The sequence below is a fragment of the Streptomyces coeruleorubidus genome, from assembly GCF_008705135.1.
In the GTDB taxonomy this organism is placed as follows: Bacteria; Actinomycetota; Actinomycetes; order Streptomycetales; family Streptomycetaceae; genus Streptomyces; species Streptomyces coeruleofuscus.
On the sequence record NZ_CP023694.1, the window covers coordinates 3,969,669 to 3,986,457 of the forward strand.

17 protein-coding genes and 1 tRNA gene are annotated in these 16,789 nt (G+C 70.0%); 13 read left to right on the top strand and 5 right to left on the bottom strand.

Annotation, left to right across the window (positions count from 1 at the left end; genetic code table 11):
* Positions 1–144: 144 nt before the first annotated feature.
* Both CP976_RS18210 and CP976_RS18215 read left to right on the top strand, forming a co-directional pair.
* Entirely contained in the window at positions 145–735 is a 591-nt protein-coding gene (locus tag CP976_RS18210) for a YwqJ-related putative deaminase (RefSeq protein ID WP_150481336.1), read from the top strand.
* An 85-nt stretch (positions 736–820) separates the two neighbouring features.
* On the top strand, positions 821–1,315 hold the full coding sequence (locus CP976_RS18215; protein WP_150481337.1) for an SUKH-3 domain-containing protein: 495 nt from the start codon (positions 821–823) through the stop codon (positions 1,313–1,315).
* Between the two features lie 28 nt (positions 1,316–1,343).
* Here the strand turns inward: CP976_RS18215 and CP976_RS18220 are convergent, their stop codons facing one another.
* Positions 1,344–2,642: a sensor histidine kinase gene (locus CP976_RS18220; protein WP_150481338.1), complete on the bottom strand. Its 1,299-nt coding sequence runs from the start codon at positions 2,640–2,642 to the stop codon at positions 1,344–1,346.
* Positions 2,643–2,809: 167 nt separating this feature from the next.
* On the opposite strand from CP976_RS18220, the gene CP976_RS18225 reads away from it, so the two are divergent.
* The 8 genes from CP976_RS18225 to CP976_RS18260 all read left to right on the top strand — a co-directional run bounded on the left by CP976_RS18225 (position 2,810) and on the right by CP976_RS18260 (position 9,334).
* Positions 2,810–3,670 carry a terminase gpP N-terminus-related DNA-binding protein gene (locus CP976_RS18225; RefSeq protein WP_150481339.1) on the top strand — a complete coding sequence of 287 codons (861 nt, stop codon included), beginning with the start codon at positions 2,810–2,812 and terminating at the stop codon, positions 3,668–3,670.
* A 14-nt stretch (positions 3,671–3,684) separates the two neighbouring features.
* Positions 3,685–3,760, top strand: a tRNA-Gln gene (locus CP976_RS18230).
* Positions 3,761–3,892: 132 nt separating this feature from the next.
* Positions 3,893–5,338, top strand: coding sequence for a bifunctional UDP-N-acetylglucosamine diphosphorylase/glucosamine-1-phosphate N-acetyltransferase GlmU (gene glmU / locus CP976_RS18235; RefSeq protein WP_150481340.1), 1,446 nt, complete (start codon positions 3,893–3,895; stop codon positions 5,336–5,338).
* Positions 5,339–5,473: 135 nt separating this feature from the next.
* Positions 5,474–6,454: a ribose-phosphate diphosphokinase gene (locus tag CP976_RS18240; RefSeq protein ID WP_059415896.1), complete on the top strand. Its 981-nt coding sequence runs from the start codon at positions 5,474–5,476 to the stop codon at positions 6,452–6,454.
* A gap of 195 nt (positions 6,455–6,649) precedes the next feature.
* The gene (locus tag CP976_RS18245) at positions 6,650–7,243 is read left to right on the top strand and encodes a 50S ribosomal protein L25/general stress protein Ctc (protein ID WP_150481341.1); all 594 of its coding nucleotides are present in this window, start codon (positions 6,650–6,652) and stop codon (positions 7,241–7,243) included.
* Positions 7,244–7,310: 67 nt separating this feature from the next.
* Positions 7,311–7,913, top strand: coding sequence for an aminoacyl-tRNA hydrolase (pth, locus tag CP976_RS18250; RefSeq protein ID WP_150481342.1), 603 nt, complete (start codon positions 7,311–7,313; stop codon positions 7,911–7,913).
* A gap of 42 nt (positions 7,914–7,955) precedes the next feature.
* Positions 7,956–8,459, top strand: coding sequence for a hypothetical protein (locus tag CP976_RS18255; protein ID WP_150485389.1), 504 nt, complete (start codon positions 7,956–7,958; stop codon positions 8,457–8,459).
* Positions 8,460–8,632: 173 nt separating this feature from the next.
* Complete coding sequence (locus tag CP976_RS18260; protein ID WP_150481343.1) at positions 8,633–9,334, top strand: LPXTG cell wall anchor domain-containing protein; 702 nt, start codon at positions 8,633–8,635, stop codon at positions 9,332–9,334.
* A gap of 64 nt (positions 9,335–9,398) precedes the next feature.
* Here CP976_RS18260 and ppc read toward each other — a convergent pair whose 3' ends face one another.
* Positions 9,399–12,131 carry a phosphoenolpyruvate carboxylase gene (gene ppc, locus CP976_RS18265; protein WP_150481344.1) on the bottom strand — a complete coding sequence of 911 codons (2,733 nt, stop codon included), beginning with the start codon at positions 12,129–12,131 and terminating at the stop codon, positions 9,399–9,401.
* A 294-nt stretch (positions 12,132–12,425) separates the two neighbouring features.
* Between ppc and CP976_RS18270 the strand changes: the two genes are divergently transcribed.
* Together CP976_RS18270 and CP976_RS18275 are read left to right on the top strand one after the other, a co-directional pair.
* The gene (locus CP976_RS18270; protein WP_150481345.1) at positions 12,426–13,442 is read left to right on the top strand and encodes an acyl-CoA desaturase; all 1,017 of its coding nucleotides are present in this window, start codon (positions 12,426–12,428) and stop codon (positions 13,440–13,442) included.
* Positions 13,439–14,116, top strand: coding sequence for a TetR/AcrR family transcriptional regulator (locus CP976_RS18275; protein ID WP_086849988.1), 678 nt, complete (start codon positions 13,439–13,441; stop codon positions 14,114–14,116). The genes CP976_RS18270 and CP976_RS18275 overlap by 4 nt, the downstream gene beginning before the upstream one ends.
* Here CP976_RS18275 and CP976_RS18280 read toward each other — a convergent pair.
* Together CP976_RS18280 and CP976_RS18285 are read right to left on the bottom strand one after the other, a co-directional pair.
* Entirely contained in the window at positions 14,113–14,472 is a 360-nt protein-coding gene (locus CP976_RS18280) for a VOC family protein (RefSeq protein ID WP_150481346.1), read from the bottom strand. The two genes, CP976_RS18275 and CP976_RS18280, sit on opposite strands and share 4 nt — an antisense overlap.
* Complete coding sequence (locus CP976_RS18285; protein ID WP_150481347.1) at positions 14,472–15,290, bottom strand: trans-aconitate 2-methyltransferase; 819 nt, start codon at positions 15,288–15,290, stop codon at positions 14,472–14,474. Before CP976_RS18285 ends, CP976_RS18280 begins: the two co-directional genes overlap by 1 nt.
* A 149-nt stretch (positions 15,291–15,439) precedes the next feature.
* On the opposite strand from CP976_RS18285, the gene tamR reads away from it, so the two are divergent.
* Positions 15,440–15,937: a MarR family transcriptional regulator TamR gene (tamR, locus tag CP976_RS18290; RefSeq protein ID WP_059416014.1), complete on the top strand. Its 498-nt coding sequence runs from the start codon at positions 15,440–15,442 to the stop codon at positions 15,935–15,937.
* Here the strand turns inward: tamR and CP976_RS18295 are convergent.
* Complete coding sequence (locus CP976_RS18295) at positions 15,896–16,663, bottom strand: LuxR C-terminal-related transcriptional regulator (protein ID WP_150481348.1); 768 nt, start codon at positions 16,661–16,663, stop codon at positions 15,896–15,898. The two genes, tamR and CP976_RS18295, sit on opposite strands and share 42 nt — an antisense overlap.
* Between the last annotated feature and the right edge of the window lie 126 nt (positions 16,664–16,789).

Here is a 16,789-nt window from a genome sequence, read left to right on the forward strand (position 1 = left end):
GCCCCTTCCGCTTCTGTGACCAGCCGTCACCCCACCGTGACGGCACGCCCCGGAACGGGCGTGTCACCGCTCCCCAGCTTCCGCACCAGCCACGGCATTTGGCAGTCTGTGACCCCCGGGGGATGCACGGAGGGGAATACGATCATGAACGCGACACAGACGGGACCACACACCGGCAGGTCCGCCGACCCACGAAACGGCGACCCCCGGGGCAGTGCCCCACAAGGCGGCGACCCACGCACCGGCGCCCCCCGAAGCGGCGACCCCCGCATCGGCTGGAGCGCCACCGAAGCGCCCCACGCCCCCGTCCTCCACCACCGCCGCGACGGCATCCTCCCCACCGTCGCCGCCGCCCTCTCCGTCCGCGGCGCCACCCTCACCGGCACCGCCGCCCGCGGCGACGCACCTCCCGCCCTGCACCCCCTCGTCCAGGACTTCCTGGACACCCTCACCAGCGCCCAGCGCGACCGCTTCACCGGCCGCTGTGCCGAGACCATCCTCATCTCCCGGCACATCACCGCCGCCGACGCCGCCCGCAGCAAACGCGCCGCCCGCAAACCCATGACCAACGGCGAGGCCCGCAAAGCCCTCAAGCAGGCCAAACTCACCGCCCGCCGCATCCGCGAGGACGGCGACCCCCTCCACGGCAGCTTCGCCACCCCCTGCCGCGCCTGCACCGCGCTCAGCGCCCACTTCGGCGTCCGCATAGTCGACCCTGCGGCCACGACCGGCTGACGCACCCCACCCCCCACGCACACCGGAACAACACCCCTCGGCGCGCACCCCACGCCGCCCATGACCTCGACGAGACGAAGGGCAGATGCAGACCGACCGCACCTCCACCACCCGCTTCGCCGTACAAGTCGACGCCACCCTGCGCGCCGCCGGCTGGCAACCCGGACGCTGGGACATCAAACAGGCCGAGATCTGGGCGGACGCCCTGCGCGACCACGCCTCACCCGCCGGCCACCGCCACACCGTCTTCCCCGCGGCCGTCGAAGCCTGGGCCGAGTTCGGCGGACTCCACATCACCCCCACCGGCCCCGGCCGCCAGGTCGCCCCCGCCACCCTCCACCTCGACCCCCTGCACGGCCTCCACATGGCCCGCACCCTCGGCGACCTCGGCCGCGCCCTCGGCACCGAGGTCTGCCCCCTCGGCGCCGAAACCGACAGCCAGGCCCTCCTCGCCATCGACACCGAAGGCCGCGTCTACACCCTCGACCACACCGGTGACTGGTACCTCGGCGCCGACATCGACCAAGCCCTGTCCACCCTCATCGCCGGCACGGCACCGACGCGCCTGACAGCGGGCTGACAACAGCCACACAGAGCCGCGCGGACGGCTACGACGCCGGAATCACCGCCGACACCCGAAAACCCCCCGCATCCGTCGGCCCGGACACGAACACCCCGCCCAGCGCGGCAACCCGCTCCTTCATCCCCACCAGCCCGTTCCCCCCGGACGGCAACCGCGCCGACGACGCCGCCGCCTCGGGCGGCTCGTTCTCCACCTGCATCGCGATCTCCGACACCCGATGCGCCAGCCGCACATACGTCTTCGCCCCGGCCGCGTGCTTGTGGACGTTCGTCAACGCCTCCTGCACCACCCGATACGCCGTCTGCTCCACCTCCGGCGCATACGACCGGGCATCACCCTCCACCGTCAGATCGACCACCATCCCCGCGGCGGCCGACTGCCCCACCAGATCCTCGATCTCCGCCAGACACGGCCCCTCGTCGTCAGCCGCCCGCGAAGCCGCCGCCGCGGCAGCCACCCCCACCGCCGCCAACGGCATCGACGCGGCACGCTCACGCCGCTCGCCCCCGCCACTGCGCAGCACCCCGAGCATCTCCCGCAACTCGGTCAGCGCCTGCCGCCCCATGTCCCCCACGAGCGCGGCGTTCCTGACGGCCTTCTCGGGATCCTTCCGCGCCACCGCCTGAAGCGCGGCGGCATGCACGACCATCAGACTCACCCGATGCGCGACGACGTCGTGCATCTCCCGGGCGATCCGCGTCCGCTCCTCGTTCCGGGCCCACTCGGCCCGCTCCTCCGCCCGCTCCGCGAGCAGCTGAAGCTCCCGCTCCAGACTGTCCGCACGCTCCCGCAGGCTCTCCATCAGCCGCCGCCGGGCCCCCACGTACAGACCGAGCAGCACCGGGGGCGCCGTGAAACCGAGCGACATCGTGATCGCCGCGAAGGGCACGAACCAGTCCCCCAGGTCCAGATCACCCCGCACCATGTCCTGCCGCGTCTTCACGAACGTCACGATGAGCGTCGCCACCAGCGACATCCCCGCCAGCGAGCCGACGATCCGCCGGGGCAGCTCGCACGCGGCCAGGGTGTAGAGGCCGACGACGCCCATCAGGAAACCCATCTGGGCGGGCGTGATCGCGATCGAGACCAGCACGACGGCGATCGGCCAGCGCCGCCGCACTAGCAGCACGGAACCGGCCACCACACCGAAAACGACCCCCGCGGCCACCGGGACCCCCGCGTCCCTGGCGAACGGAATGCCCTCCGCCCCGCACTCCAGCGCGGACACCACGGCCAGACTCACATCGAACACGGCACTACGCCGTCTGTCCCACCACCATGGCCCTCCCCGGGCCGTCACAAGGTCTTCCCCCGTCGCGGTCATGCCTCCAGCCTACGGGCGCCCGCAGCCGGTTTTCCGGCGCATTTCCCGGACTTGCCCACACCACACTCCGTGACCGTTCGGCTGCGATACGGCCCGATATCCCTCGAACTGCTGAATCGCTCACCGTTCGACCCCGGAGGCCTCCATTCCGCCCGGACGGTATGCCTATGACACATGCACCTGGCAAATACGCCGACTTCGAGGGCCTGCGGGAGAGGGCGGTGGCGCTGCGGCGGTCGGGCTACAGCCTTCGTCAGATCCGCGACGAGCTGAAGATCTTCAACAACGACATCCTCAACCAACTGGTCAAGGGTGAGCCCCCGCCGGCCTGGACGAAGCGCCCGAACGCGAAGGACGACCTACGGCAGAAGGCCAGGGAGCTCCGGCTCCAGGGCTGGACGTACGACCAGATCGAGGCGGAGCTGGGGTGCTCGAGGAGCTCGGTGTCGCTGTGGGTGAGGGACCTGCCGAAGCCGGAACCCCGGTACACGCCGGAGGAACAGCGGGCACTCATGCAAGCGGGTCTCGCCCGGCTCCGCGCCACGCAGGACGAAGAGCGCAAGCGCACCAAGGAAAGCGCAACACAGGAGGTGGGCGACCTCACGGACAGGGAGCTGTTCCTGACGGGCGTCGCGCTCTACTGGGCCGAGGGCGCCAAGAGCAAGCCATACGACCGGCGCGAGAGGGTCGTCTTCGTCAACAGTGACCCCGGAGTGATCCAGGTCTACCTCGCCTGGCTCGACCTGCTCGGGGTGAGCCGGGAACGCCTGCGCTTCCGGGTACTCATCCACGAATCAGCGGACGTCGAGGCGGCACAGCGCTATTGGGCGGACCTGGCTGACGTCGACGCGTCGGTCTTCGCCAGGCCGACGCTGAAGAAGCACAACCCCAAAACCGTCCGCAAGAACACTGGCGACGACTACCACGGCTGCCTTGCCGTGACGGTTTCCCGAAGTGCCGAGCTGTACAACCGCATCGAAGGCTGGTGGAGCGGCATCGTTGCCCACGCTCAGGCCCGTCTCCGGTAAGGTCTGAGGCGCTGTCCCCCGTGGTGTAACTGGCAGCACACTGGTTTTTGGTACCAGCAGGACAAGGTTCGAATCCTTGCGGGGGAGCCAGCGGCCCCCAGAGCCTCAGTTCGGGTCCTGACTCCGCGAACCCCCGGCCAGGCCCCACACCCCCACCCCCCACAAAACCCCCCGGTATCCTGCGGATGTCACCCCACCCCATCCACAGCCGAAGGGCATCCCGTGAGCGCCAACCGCCCGGCAGCCGTCGTCGTTCTCGCAGCGGGTGAGGGCACCCGTATGAAGTCGGCCACACCCAAGGTCCTGCACGAGCTCTGCGGCCGCAGTCTCGTGGGACACGTGCTCGCCGCCGCGGGCGAGCTGCACCCCGAGAACCTGGTCGTCGTGGTCGGCCACGCCCGTGAGAAGGTCACCGCCCATCTCGGCGAGATCGCCCCGGACGTCCGCACGGCGGTACAGGCGGAGCAGAACGGCACGGGTCACGCCGTGCGGATGGGACTGGAAGCGCTCGGCGGGTCCGTCGACGGGACGGTCGTCGTCGTGTGCGGGGACACTCCCCTGCTCACCGGCGAGACGCTGCGGGCGCTCTCCGCGACCCACAGGGAAGACGGCAACGCGGTCACCGTCCTGACCGCCGAGGTGCCGGACGCGACGGGCTACGGCCGGATCGTGCGGGACGACTCGGGTGCCGTGACGGCGATCGTGGAGCACAAGGACGCCACCGACGCGCAGCGGTCGATCCGGGAGATCAACTCGGGCGTGTTCGCGTTCGACGGGCAGTTGCTGGCCGACGCGCTGAAGAAGGTGCGGACCGACAACAGCCAGGGCGAGGAGTACCTGACCGACGTGCTCGGGATCCTACGTGAGGCCGGGCATCGGGTCGGGGCGTCGGTGGCGGGTGACCACCGGGAGATCGCCGGTATCAACAACCGTGTGCAGCTCTCGGAGGCGCGTCGGATTCTCAACGACCGGCTGCTCACCGAGGCGATGCTGTCCGGTGTCACGGTCGTCGATCCGGCGACCACCTGGGTCGATGTGACGGTCACGTTCGAGCAGGACGCCGTGGTGCATCCGGGCACGCAGCTGCACGGGGCGACGCACCTGGGCGAGGGTGCGGAGGTCGGTCCCAACTGCCGGCTGACGGACACCCGGGTGGGTGCGGGCGCGCGCGTGGACAACACGGTGGCGGTGGGCGCCGAGGTGGGTGCGGAGGCGAGCGTGGGGCCGTTCGCGTATCTGCGTCCGGGGACCCGGCTGGGTGCGAAGGGCAAGATCGGGACGTACGTGGAGACGAAGAACGCCTCGATCGGTGAGGGGACGAAGGTGCCTCATCTCTCGTATGTCGGTGACGCGACGATCGGTGATCACACGAACATCGGTGCCGCGAGCGTGTTCGTGAACTACGACGGTCAGGAGAAGCACCACACGACTGTCGGTTCTCATTGCCGTACGGGCTCGGACAACATGTTTGTGGCGCCTGTCACGGTCGGGGACGGCGCGTACACCGCCGCCGGGTCCGTGATCACCAAGGATGTGCCGCCCGGTTCGCTGGCTGTGGCCCGTGGTCAGCAGCGGAATATCGAGGGTTGGGTGGCTCGTAAGCGTCCGGGGAGCGCGGCTGCGAAGGCGGCCGAGGCGGCTTCCCGGGGGTCGGCCGAGGAGGGCTGACCGGAAACCGGTGCCTGAAACACGGCGTACGGTGATAAGTGCACACCCGCACCCCCACCAGCTGAGACGGCCTCTAGCAAGCCGGCTGAGAGGTCTCTCGACACCCAGCTGCGACACCTCTGAGGAGACAGTGCTGTGACCGGGATCAAGACGACCGGCGAGAAGAAGTTGATGTTCTTCTCCGGCCGCGCCCACCCCGAGCTTGCCGAGGAGGTCGCCCAGCAGTTGGGTGTCGGGGTTGTCCCGACGAAGGCCTTCGACTTCGCGAACGGGGAGATCTATGTGCGTTATCAGGAGTCGGCACGTGGTGCGGACTGCTTCCTGATCCAGAGCCACACGGCTCCGATCAACAAGTGGATCATGGAACAGTTGATCATGATCGACGCGCTGAAGCGTGCGTCGGCCCGCTCCATCACCGTCATCGTGCCGTTCTACGGTTACGCGCGGCAGGACAAGAAGCACCGGGGACGTGAACCGATTTCGGCGCGTCTGATCGCGGACATGATGAAGACCGCGGGTGCGGACCGGCTGCTGACCGTGGATCTGCACACGGACCAGATCCAGGGCTTCTTCGACGGTCCGGTGGACCATCTGTTCGCGCTGCCGCTGCTGGCGGACTACGTGGGCCGGAAGGTGGACCGGAACAAGCTGACGGTCGTGTCTCCGGACGCGGGCCGGGTGCGGGTCGCCGACCGCTGGTGCGACCGTTTGGGCGCGCCGCTGGCGATCGTGCACAAGCGCCGGGACAAGGACGTCGCGAACCAGGTCACCGTCCACGAGGTCGTGGGTGAGGTGAAGGGGCGCGTGTGTGTCCTGGTGGACGACATGATCGACACGGGTGGGACGATCTGTGCCGCGGCGGACGCGCTGTTCGCGCATGGCGCGGAGGACGTCATCGTGACGGCGACGCACGGTGTGCTGTCGGGTCCGGCGGCGGACCGGCTGAAGAACTCGCGGGTGAGTGAGTTCGTGTTCACGAACACGCTGCCGACGCCGGGTGAGCTGAGCGGGGACCTGGACAAGATCTCGGTGCTGTCGATCGCGCCGACGATCGCGAACGCGGTGCGTGAGGTGTTCGAGGACGGTTCGGTGACGAGCCTGTTCGACGACCAGTAGGAGGCCCTGGTCGGGCTTCTGTAGATCGTTTTGGGTGCGGCCTCCCTTGCCGAGTAGACTGCTGAAGTTGCTCGGCGAGGGAGGCCGTACCGCTTCTTCTGGAGGCTTGTACGGCGGTCCGTTATCGACGCGCTCTTCGTAGCAGGCCGTTCGTGGCCGGGTGACCACGTCCGTTTCTGACTTCGAGGAGTGAGTATGTCCGAGGTGAAGATCTCCGCCGCGACGCGCACCGAGTTCGGCAAGGGTGCCGCGCGCCGTATCCGTCGTGAGTCCAAGGTTCCGGGTGTCCTGTACGGGCACGGTTCGGACCCGCTGCACCTGACCCTGCCGGGTCACGAGCTGCTGATGGCGCTGCGTACGCCGAACGTGCTGATCGCGCTGGACATCGACGGCAAGTCCAACGAGCTGGCGATTCCGAAGGCCGTGCAGCGTGACCCGCTGAAGGGTTTTCTGGAGCACGTGGACCTTCAGCTGGTGAAGCGTGGCGAGCAGGTCAACGTCGAGATCTACGTGCACACCGAGGGTGAGCTGGCCCCGGGCGGCAACCTGCTGGAGCACGTGCTGAACGCGCTGCCGGTGGTGGCCGAGGCCACGCACATCCCGGAGTCCGTGACCGTCTCCGTCGAGGGTCTGACGGCCGGTGACTCCATCCTGGCCAAGGACATCCCGCTGCCGAAGGGCACGACGCTGGACGTCGAGGAGGACACGGTCGTCCTTCAGGTTCTGGCCGCGCAGGCCGAGGAGCCCTCCGAGGGCGAGGAAGAGGGCTCAGAGGCCGCCGAGGCCTGATCCCTCGTCGTCGTTTCGTCGGCCGCTGTTCCCGTGCGGGGCAGCGGCCGACGCGTATGAAGGAGACATGGACGTGACGACCGATGCCGCCGTGCCCTGGCTGATCGTGGGGTTGGGCAATCCGGGGCCGGAGTACGCGGGTAACCGGCACAACGTGGGCTTCATGGTGGCCGATCTGCTGGCGGAGCGGATCGGGGGGAGGTTCAAGCGGGCCGGGAAGGCGCAGGCGCAGGTCGTCGAGGGACGGATCGGGCCGCCGGGGCCGATGAGCCGTCGGGTGATTCTGGCGAAGCCGATGTCGTACATGAATCTGTCGGGCGGGCCGGTGAACGCGCTGCGGGACTTCTACAAGGTGCCGGTGGCCCATGTCGTGGCGATTCATGATGAGTTGGACATCGATTACGGGGTGCTGCGGTTGAAGCTGGGCGGCGGGGACAACGGGCACAACGGGTTGAAGTCGATGACGAAGGCGTTCGGGGCGGATTATCACCGGGTGCGGTTCGGGATCGGCCGGCCGCCGGGACGGATGCCGGTGGCGGATTTCGTGCTGAGGGATTTCTCGTCGGCGGAGCGCAAGGAGCTGGACTACTTCGTGGACCGGGCGTCGGACGCGGTGGAGGCTCTGGTGATCGAGGGGCTGGAGCGGGCGCAGAGTACGTACAACTCCTGACTTGTCGCCCTGGGGAGTTGACCGGCCGTGCGGGTATGGCCAATGATCCCGGCCATGCCTGCCTCTGCTGCCGTCACTCACGAGAGCGCCCATGCCGTGTTGCGGTTCGGGCGGTTCGCGGCGATGGGTGCGGTCGCGGTGCTGATCCTGATCGCGGGTGTGTGGGCGTCGTGGGGCACGGCGCAGCACGTGATGCTGACGAAGGGCCGGGAGCGCGGCACGGTCGAGGTGTCGCGGTGCGGGCAGGACACGTGCACGGGTCGGTACTCGCCGTTGTCCGAGGGTTGGCAGCCCCGGTCGAAGGTGGTCCTGGAGAAGTCGGTCGCGGTGCAGAAGGGCCGGACCTACACGGTGGTCGTGAAGCCCGGCAGTGATGACGCGGTGCGCTCGGGCCCGGCCGGGGTGCTGTACGCGTGGATTCCGCTGGGTGGTGCGCTGTTGCTGGCGTCGGTCGTGGTGGCGGGTGGTCTGCTGCGTACGCGGGCGGCGTGGGTGATGGCGTTGTCGGGCGTGGCGTTGCTGACGGCGGCTTTCGTGACTGTCTGAGTGACTGTTTGAGTGACTGTTTGAGTGACCGTCTGAGGGGTTCCGGCGTTCTCCCTTTCTGTGGGGGGCCGAGCGTTGTCGGTTCGTGATTGACGGGCGGTCGGGTGGGGCTGGAAGCTGAGCCGCCCCCTCCACATCTTCTCGGTCACTTCTCGAAGATGGATGACTTCTCGATGCGAACTCTCTCGCGCGCCGGCGCTGTCGCCGCCGCCGCTTCCGCGGTCCTCCTGCTCGCTCCGGCCGCCCACGCGACCCCTCCCGGTGACAACGGCACGGTCAAGATCCACGACGCTTCGACGGACGAGGAACTGCGCCGCAACGAGCCGCACGTGTGCACGTTCTACCTGGACGCCTTCGGTTTTGACGGCGGCCAGGAGGTCGACTGGCGCATCGACGCGATCCCCCCGAGCGAGAACAAGGGGGAGACGGTGAAGTCCGGCGCGCTCACCCTGGACGCGGAGGGCCACGGCCGTACGGAGGATCTGTCGCTGCCCGACGGGCACTACAAGCTGTTCTGGAACTTCGACGGTGAGAAGGGTGCCGCCAAGCACAAGGTGTTCTGGACGGACTGCGAGGACGAGCAGGAGCCCGGCGGTTCGACGCCGTCCGGGTCGGCTTCGCCGTCGCCTTCGTCCGGGGCGTCAGCGGCGCCGTCGGCGGGGCCGGGTTCGTCGGCGTCCCCGGCGTCCCCGAGTTCGCCGGCCGGCGGGGGTGTGCCGGCGTCTTCGTCGCCGTCGCCGCAGGGCGGTGCCGAGGGTGATCTCGCCGAGACGGGCAATGGAGCGCCGGTGGGTGTGCTGTCCGGTGTGGCGGCGGTGCTGGTGGCGGGCGGCGGGTTCCTGGTGTTGCGTCGCCGCAGGCTCGGCCGCGGCTGACGCGGAACGGACCGTGCCCCCGGGCCCGTACGGGTTCGGGGGCACGGTGGTGTCCGGGAGCGGTTCAGCCGGTGTTGCGCAGGCCCGCTGCCACGCCGTTGACGGTGAGGAGCAGGGCGCGGGCGAGGAGCGGGTCGGGCTGTTCGCCGGCGGCGGCCGCGTCGCGCTGCCGCTTGAGCAGGGCGACCTGGAGGTAGGAGATGGGGTCGAGGTAGGCGTCGCGGATGGCGAAGGTCTGCTTCAGGACGGGTTCGGCGTCGAGGAGTTCCTGTTCGCCGGTGACGCGCAGGACCTCCGCGACGGTCAGTTCGTGTTCGGCCTTGATGGTGTCGAAGACGTGCTTGAGTTCGTCGGGGACGAGGGTGTCGACGTAGTGCTGGGCGATCCGCAGGTCGGTCTTGGCCAGGGTCATCTCGACGTTGGAGATGAAGTTGCGGAAGAAGTGCCACTGGCCGTACATCTCGTCGAGCACGGTGTCCAGGCCTGCCTCGCGCAGGGCCTTGAGGCCGGAGCCGACGCCGAACCAGCCGGGGACGATCTGCCGGGACTGGGTCCAGCCGAACACCCACGGGATGGCGCGCAGGCCGTCGAGCGAGACGCCGGAGCCGGGGCGGCGGGAGGGCCGGGAGCCCAGGTGCAGGTCGGCGAGCTGGTCCACCGGCGTCGACGCGAGGAAGTACGTCGGCAGGTCGGGGTCCTCGACGAGGCGGCGGTAGGCGGCGTGGGCGGCGTCGGAGACGACGTCCATGGCGGCGTCCCAGCGGGCGAGGGCCTCGACGGACTGGCGGGGTGCGGTGTGCAGGGCGGAGGCCTGGAGGGTGGCGGCGACGGTGAGTTCGAGGTTCTCCCGGGCCAGGGACGGGATGAGGTACTTGTCGGAGATGACCTCGCCCTGCTCGGTCACCTTGATCTCGCCCTCCAGGGTGCCCCAGGGCTGGGCGAGGATGGCGTCGTGGGTGGGGCCGCCGCCGCGGCCGACGGTGCCGCCGCGGCCGTGGAAGAGGCGCAGCCGGACGCCGTAGCGGTGGGCGACGTCGCGCAGGCGGCGCTGGGCGCGGTGGATCTCCCACTGGCTGGTGGTGATGCCGCCGAACTTGGAGGAGTCGGAGTAGCCGAGCATGACCTCCTGGACGTCGCCCCTGAGCGCGACGAGGCGCCGGTAGGACGGGTCGGAGAGCATGTCCTCGAGGATGGTGTCGGCGGCCTTGAGCTCGTCGGTGGTCTCCAGCAGGGGCACGATGCCGATCTTGGCCCAGCCGGCGTGCAGGTCGATGAGGCCGGCTTCGCGGGCGAGGACGGCGGCGGCGAAGACGTCGTCGGCGCCCTGGCACATGGAGATGATGTACGACTCGATGACCTCGGGCCCGAAGACCTCCAGGGCCCGCTTGACGGTCTGGAAGACGCCGAGGGTCTTCTCGCCGGGCGCGTCGACGGGGGCCGGGGTGGGGGCGAGCGGCCGGCGGGACCTGAGCTCCTTGGCGAGCAGCTTGGTGCGGTAGTCGCGGGGCATGTCCGCGTACCGCCAGGACTCCTCGCCGAGCCGGTCGAAGAGCTGGCCGAGGGCGTGGTGGTGGGCGTCCGCGTGCTCGCGTACGTCCATGGTGGCGAGCTGGAGGCCGAAGGCGGCGAGGGTGCGGATGGTGCGGGCGAGGCGGCCGTCGGCGAAGAGGCCGCCGCGGTGCTCGCGCAGGGAGGTCTGGATGATCCGCAGGTCGCTGATCAGCTCGCTGGTGCCGAGGTAGTCGCGGCCCGGCACGTGCGCGGTGCCCTTGGCGAGGCGCTGCTTGGTGTTCTCCAGCTTCTGCCGGATGCAGGTGGCCTTGAGCCGGTAGGGCTCCTCGGCGTTGAGGCGCTTGTAGCGGGGGCTGATCTCGGGGAGGTTCTCCAGGTCGGCCTGGAGGGAACTCAGCAGTTCCTCGGTGGCGCCGGCGTAGCGGATGGAGTTGGACAGGAAGCCGCGGAGTTCGTCGATCGTGTCCAGCGCGTCGTTGATGCCGTGCTCGTGCTGGAGGATGAGGACGTCCCAGGTGACCTGGGGGGTGACGTTGGGGTTGCCGTCGCGGTCGCCGCCGATCCAGGTGCCGAAGGTGAGGGGGCGGGTGTCGTCGGGGAGCTTGACTCCGGCCCGCTCCAGCTCCGCGGTGAGGTCCTCCAGGACGTCGCCGACGGCGCCCGCGTGCAGTTCGTCGAGGTAGTAGATGGCGTTGCGGGCCTCGTCGGCGGGCTCGGGGCGCACGACGCGCAGTTCGTCGGTCTGCCAGACGAGGTCGATGTTCTCGGCCAGCCGGATGTCGAGGCGGCGGCGGTCGGACTCGATGACCGGGGTCTCCAGGAGCGCGGCGACGCGCCGGAGCTTGTTCAGGACCGACCGGCGCGCGGCCTCGGTGGGGTGGGCGGTGAACACGGGGCGGACGTTGAGGTGGCGGACCGTCTCGCGCAGGTGCTCGGGGTCGGCGTCCTTGAGCCGGTCGGCCGTGCGGGCGAGCAGTCCGCCCTCGGCGGCGCGCCGGGCGCGCAGCTCGCGGCCGCGGTGGACCTGCTCGGTGACGTTGGCCAGGTGGAAGTAGGTGGAGAAGGCGCGGACCAGCTTGGCCGCGGTGTCGAGTTCGGTGCCGCGCAGCAGCTCGGCGGCGGCCTCGCCGTCCTCACGGGTGAGGCGGCGGACCTTCTCGACGAGTTCCAGGAGCTCGGGGCCCTCCTGCCGGACGAGGGTCTCTCCGAGGAGGTCGCCCAGTCGGCGGATGTCGGCACGCAGCTCACTGCTCGTCGTCGTGGTCTGGTCGTCGGCACTGCTCACAGGTGCGGCTCCTTGCAGTGTTGAAGCTCGTCTGGGAGGGGGTACCCGGACGGCGTCTCGCGCGGCGGGCGCCGCATACGGGCCGGACATCCGGGAAGAAAACAGAGCGGACCGCGCTGTCCGACCGACTCCAGGATAGGTGTCGGCCGGGACGCGCAGGCTCTCGGGCTCTTGCCGCCGGGCGACGCGCTGCCATACTTACGAAGCCGTAGGTTACGGAACCGTAGGAAGCATTGCGGGGTTCCCGTGACCCGGCACCCTCTCCACCATCCACATACCCCCCAGGGGACGCGTATGACCAGTAGTTCCGACGTGATCGAAAACGCCCCGAAGGCGTCCGGTCAGGCCACCGACGAAGCTCCCGCCGCCACGCTGGGCGGCGAGCGGAAGCGGTCCATCGAGCAGATCGCCCTCCTCCTCTTCATCACCGTCCCGTTCCTCGCGCTGCTGGCGGCCGTGCCGCTGGCCTGGGGCTGGGGGGTGAGCTGGCTGGACCTCGGTCTGCTGGTGTTCTTCTACTTCCTGGGGTGCCACGGCATCACGATCGGTTTCCACCGTCACTTCACCCACGGTTCCTTCAAGGCCAAGCGGCCGCTGAAGATCGCGCTGGCCGTCGCAGGGTCCATGGCGGTCGAGGGTCCGCTGGTCCGCTGGGTGGCCGATCACCGCAAGCACCACAAGTTCTCCGACGCCGAGGGCGACCCGCACTCGCCGTGGCGGTTCGGCGAGACGCTCCCGGCCCTGATGAAGGGCCTGTGGTGGGCGCACATCGGATGGATGTTCGACGAAGAGCAGACATCGCAGGAGAAGTACGCCCCGGACCTGATCAAGGACAAGACGCTCCGCGCGATCTCCCGCCAGTTCGTCCTGTGGACGGTGGTGTCCCTGGGCCTCCCGGCGCTGATCGGCGGCCTGGTCACGATGTCCTGGTGGGGCGCGTTCACGGCGTTCTTCTGGGGCTCGCTCGTCCGGGTGGCCCTGCTGCACCACGTGACGTGGTCGATCAACTCGATCTGCCACGCGGTGGGCAAGCGCCCCTTCAAGTCGCGCGACCGCTCGGGCAACGTGTGGTGGCTGGCGATCCTGTCCTGCGGCGAGTCCTGGCACAACCTGCACCACGCCGACCCCACCTCGGCGCGGCACGGTGTGATGCGCGGCCAGCTGGACTCCTCCGCCCGGCTGATCCGCTGGTTCGAGATGCTCGGCTGGGCGTACGACGTGCGCTGGCCGTCACGCTCGCGTATCGATTCGCGCCGTGACACCGGGGAAGGCGGCTCCCCGCGCGGGAAGGAGCCCGTCAAGGCGGCATGATGGTCGCTGTGGCGACCGACTCGAGCAGCAACCCCAGCAACGACAAGCCGCGGCGAGTGCGTCGCACCCGGATGACCGGTGCCGAGCGCCGCCAGCAGCTGCTGGAGATCGGTCGCACGCTCTTCGCCGCCAAGGGTTTCGAGGGCACGTCGGTGGAGGAGATCGCGGCGAAGGCCGGGGTCTCCAAGCCGGTGGTGTACGAGCACTTCGGCGGCAAGGAAGGGCTGTACGCGGTGGTCGTGGACCGCGAGATGCGGCGCCTGCTGGACATGGTGACCAGCTCCCTGACCGCCGGCCACCCGCGTGAACTGTGCGAGCAGGCGGCCTTCGCCCTGCTGGACTACATCGAGGAGTACACGGACGGTTTCCGCATCCTGGTCCGTGACTCCCCCATCCCCCAGTCGACGGGTTCCTTCGCCTCGCTCATCTCGGACATCGCCACCCAGGTGGAGGACATCCTGGGCCGCGAGTTCAAGAGCCGCGGCTTTGACCCCAAGCTGGCCCCGCTGTACGCCCAGGCCCTGGTCGGCATGGTCGCCCTGACCGGCCAGTGGTGGCTGGACGTACGCAAGCCGAAGAAGGCGGAGGTGGCCGCGCACCTGGTGAACCTGGCGTGGCACGGGCTGGACGGACTGGAGGCGAAGCCGCACCTGATAGGGCGCCGGAAGGCCTAGAGGGGTTCCAGGAACTCCAGGCGGTTGCCGACGGGGTCGTGCGAGTAGAAGCGCTTGTGTCCCGGGAGGGCGGGGTCCCAGGTGACGGGCGCCCCGTGGGCTGCCAGCCGGGCGGCGTACGCGTCGATGCCCGTCACCCGCAGCCCGGGGTGGGCCTTCTTCGCCGCCCGGAAGTCCTTCTCGGCCCCCAGGTGCAGTTGCACGGCACCGGCCTGGAACCAGCATCCGCCGCGCCGGGCGAGCAGAGGCGGCTTCGGGATCTCGGTCATGCCGAGGACACCGGCGTAGTAGGCCCGCAGCCGCTCCTCGCTCCCGGGCGGGGCGGCGAGCTGGACGTGGTCGAGGGCGACGATCATCAGCGTTCCTTCCGGGCCACCGCGAACACCCTGCGGAACGGGAACGGCGTACCGTGCGGCCCCGCCGGATAGGCCTCGCGCAGGGCGGCGCGGTACTCGGCGAGGAAGCCGTCCCGTGCCTCGGGATCGTCGGCGAGGGCGGTCAGCACGGGCCGCAGGCCGGTCCCCTTCACCCAGTCGAGCACGGGGTCCTCGCCCTGGAGCAGATGGATGTACGTCGTCTCCCACACGTCGGCGGTGCAGCCGAGGGAGGTGAGCCGTTCCAGGTAGACCTCGGGGGTGAGGACGGCGTCGCCGTGGCGCAGGACACCCGCGAGCCGGTCGCGCCGGTGCGGTGCGTGTGCGAGTTCGCGCATGAGGCGGTGGCTGGGGGCGTCGAAGTTCCCGGGCACCTGGAAGGCGAAGGTCCCGCCGGGGTTCAGCGCGGCCACCCAGTCGGCGAACCGGTCGGGGTGCCCCGGCACCCACTGGAGCGTGGCGTTGCTGACGATCAGGTCGCAGGGCTCGCCCGGCGTCCACGTACGGACGTCGGCGTGGGCGAAGTCGAGACGGCCGCCGCCCGGGGTGGGCCCCTCATGATCGACATGGGCCTTGTCGAGCATCGCGGGCGAGTTGTCGTAGCCGGTGATCCGGGCGGTGGGCCAGCGGGCGGCGAGCAGCGCGGTGACATTGCCGGGGCCGCAGCCGAGGTCGGCGATGCGGGGAGGGTCGCCGGGGAGGTCGGGGACGCGGGCCAGGAGGTCGGTGAAGGGGCGGGCGCGGTGTCCGGCGTGGCGGAGGTACTGGGCGGGGTCCCAGGCGGGGGCGGCCGCGGGCATGGGTCCTCCTGGTGTCCTGGTGGGGTTCCGGTGGTTTCCTGGTGGTGACGGCAGGTCGCGCACACACAGCGTGACACCGCATTTATCTCGACGTCAAGAAAATGGATATCAAGAGACTCTACGTCGACACAACCACTACACTGATCGCCATGGAGGACGAGGTCGACCGGCTGGTCGCAGCATGGCGCCGGGAGCGCCCGGACCTCGACGTCGAACCGCTCGAGGTGCTCAGCCGCGTGAGCAGACTGGCCCGGCATCTGGACCGGGCACGGCGGCTGGCCTTCTCGGAACACGGCCTGGAGCCGTGGGAGTTCGACGTCCTGACGGCGCTGCGCCGCGCGGGCACGCCGTACCAGCTCTCGCCGGGACAGCTCCTCACCCAGACCCTGGTCACGTCGGGCACGATGACGAACCGCATCGACCGCCTGGCGAAGAAGGGTCTGGTGGAACGCCTCCCCGACCCCAGCGACCGCCGCGGCGTCCTGGTCCGGCTGACGGACGAGGGCCGGGACCGCGCCGACCAGGCCCTGGCGGGCCTGCTGGACCAGGAGCGCGCGATCCTCGCGGAGCTCACCCGGGCCCAGCGCGGCGAACTGGCGGGGCTGCTACGCCAGCTGACCGCCCCGTTCGACAACATCCCCGGCTAGGTCGACCGGCCCGACCCCGGCCCGCCGGGCCAGGGCGACGGCGGCGAGCGTGGAATGCACTCCCAGCTTGCCCAGCACGTTCTGCATGTGCGTACGCACCGTGTGCGGCGACAGATACAGGCGCTCGGCGACGGCCTTGCGCCCCAGCCCCGCCACCATGCACCGCAGCACTTCCCGCTCACGCGGAGTGAGGGACTCCACCAGCCGCTCGCTCTCGGTGCGGTGCTTGCGGGCGGCGGTCAGCTCGCGCAGGACGCCGGTCAGCAGGGCGGGCGGCAGATGCGTCTCGTCCCGCAGCACGCCCCGGATGACGGTGAGCAGCCGGGACAGCGAGCAGTCCTTGGCGACCCACCCGGAGGCCCCGGCCTGGAGGGCCAGCGCGGCCCGGCGCGGGTCGTCCTTCTCGGCGAGCACGACGATCCGTACGTTCGGCTGCGCGGACCGCACCCCCGTGACGAGGGAGATCCCGTCGACGAGCCCGTCCTCGTTGCCCTCCTGCACGGGTACGGCCGGGCGGGCGCCCGGCACCTTGCCGCCCAGATCGGCGTCGACGAGCAGCACGTCGAACCGCCGCCCCTCGGCGACCGCCCGCTCCAGACAGCGCAGCGCGGCGGGGCCGCTGCCGGCCGCGGAGACGTCTACATCGGGCTCGGCGGCAAGGGCCGCCGCGAGTGACTCGGCGAAGATGCGATGGTCGTCGACGACCAGGACTCGGATGCGAACCACGTAACCCCCTTCCCCAAGCTCCTGAAGAGCAGGGGATACCCCATCGTCGGAAGACGGCACCGCGCGGGTACGACACCGGGGTGTCCGGGTCTGCTGCATCTGTCCGTCCGTCCTCGCAGCAGCCTG

Excerpts from the sequence above, each read along its gene's own strand:
- CP976_RS18275 (WP_086849988.1), top strand. The coding sequence starts at position 13,439 with ATGATGGTCGCTGTGGCGACCGACTCGAGCAGCAACCCCAGCAACGAC.
- CP976_RS18270 (WP_150481345.1), top strand. The coding sequence starts at position 12,426 with ATGACCAGTAGTTCCGACGTGATCGAAAACGCCCCGAAGGCGTCCGGT.
- tamR (WP_059416014.1), top strand. The coding sequence starts at position 15,440 with ATGGAGGACGAGGTCGACCGGCTGGTCGCAGCATGGCGCCGGGAGCGC.
- CP976_RS18260 (WP_150481343.1), top strand. The coding sequence starts at position 8,633 with ATGCGAACTCTCTCGCGCGCCGGCGCTGTCGCCGCCGCCGCTTCCGCG.
- CP976_RS18215 (WP_150481337.1), top strand. The coding sequence starts at position 821 with ATGCAGACCGACCGCACCTCCACCACCCGCTTCGCCGTACAAGTCGAC.
- CP976_RS18255 (WP_150485389.1), top strand. The coding sequence starts at position 7,956 with ATGATCCCGGCCATGCCTGCCTCTGCTGCCGTCACTCACGAGAGCGCC.
- CP976_RS18225 (WP_150481339.1), top strand. The coding sequence starts at position 2,810 with ATGACACATGCACCTGGCAAATACGCCGACTTCGAGGGCCTGCGGGAG.
- CP976_RS18280 (WP_150481346.1), bottom strand. The coding sequence starts at position 14,472 with ATGATCGTCGCCCTCGACCACGTCCAGCTCGCCGCCCCGCCCGGGAGC.
- CP976_RS18245 (WP_150481341.1), top strand. The coding sequence starts at position 6,650 with ATGTCCGAGGTGAAGATCTCCGCCGCGACGCGCACCGAGTTCGGCAAG.
- CP976_RS18210 (WP_150481336.1), top strand. The coding sequence starts at position 145 with ATGAACGCGACACAGACGGGACCACACACCGGCAGGTCCGCCGACCCA.
- CP976_RS18285 (WP_150481347.1), bottom strand. The coding sequence starts at position 15,290 with ATGCCCGCGGCCGCCCCCGCCTGGGACCCCGCCCAGTACCTCCGCCAC.
- pth (WP_150481342.1), top strand. The coding sequence starts at position 7,311 with ATGGACGTGACGACCGATGCCGCCGTGCCCTGGCTGATCGTGGGGTTG.
- CP976_RS18220 (WP_150481338.1), bottom strand. The coding sequence starts at position 2,642 with ATGACCGCGACGGGGGAAGACCTTGTGACGGCCCGGGGAGGGCCATGG.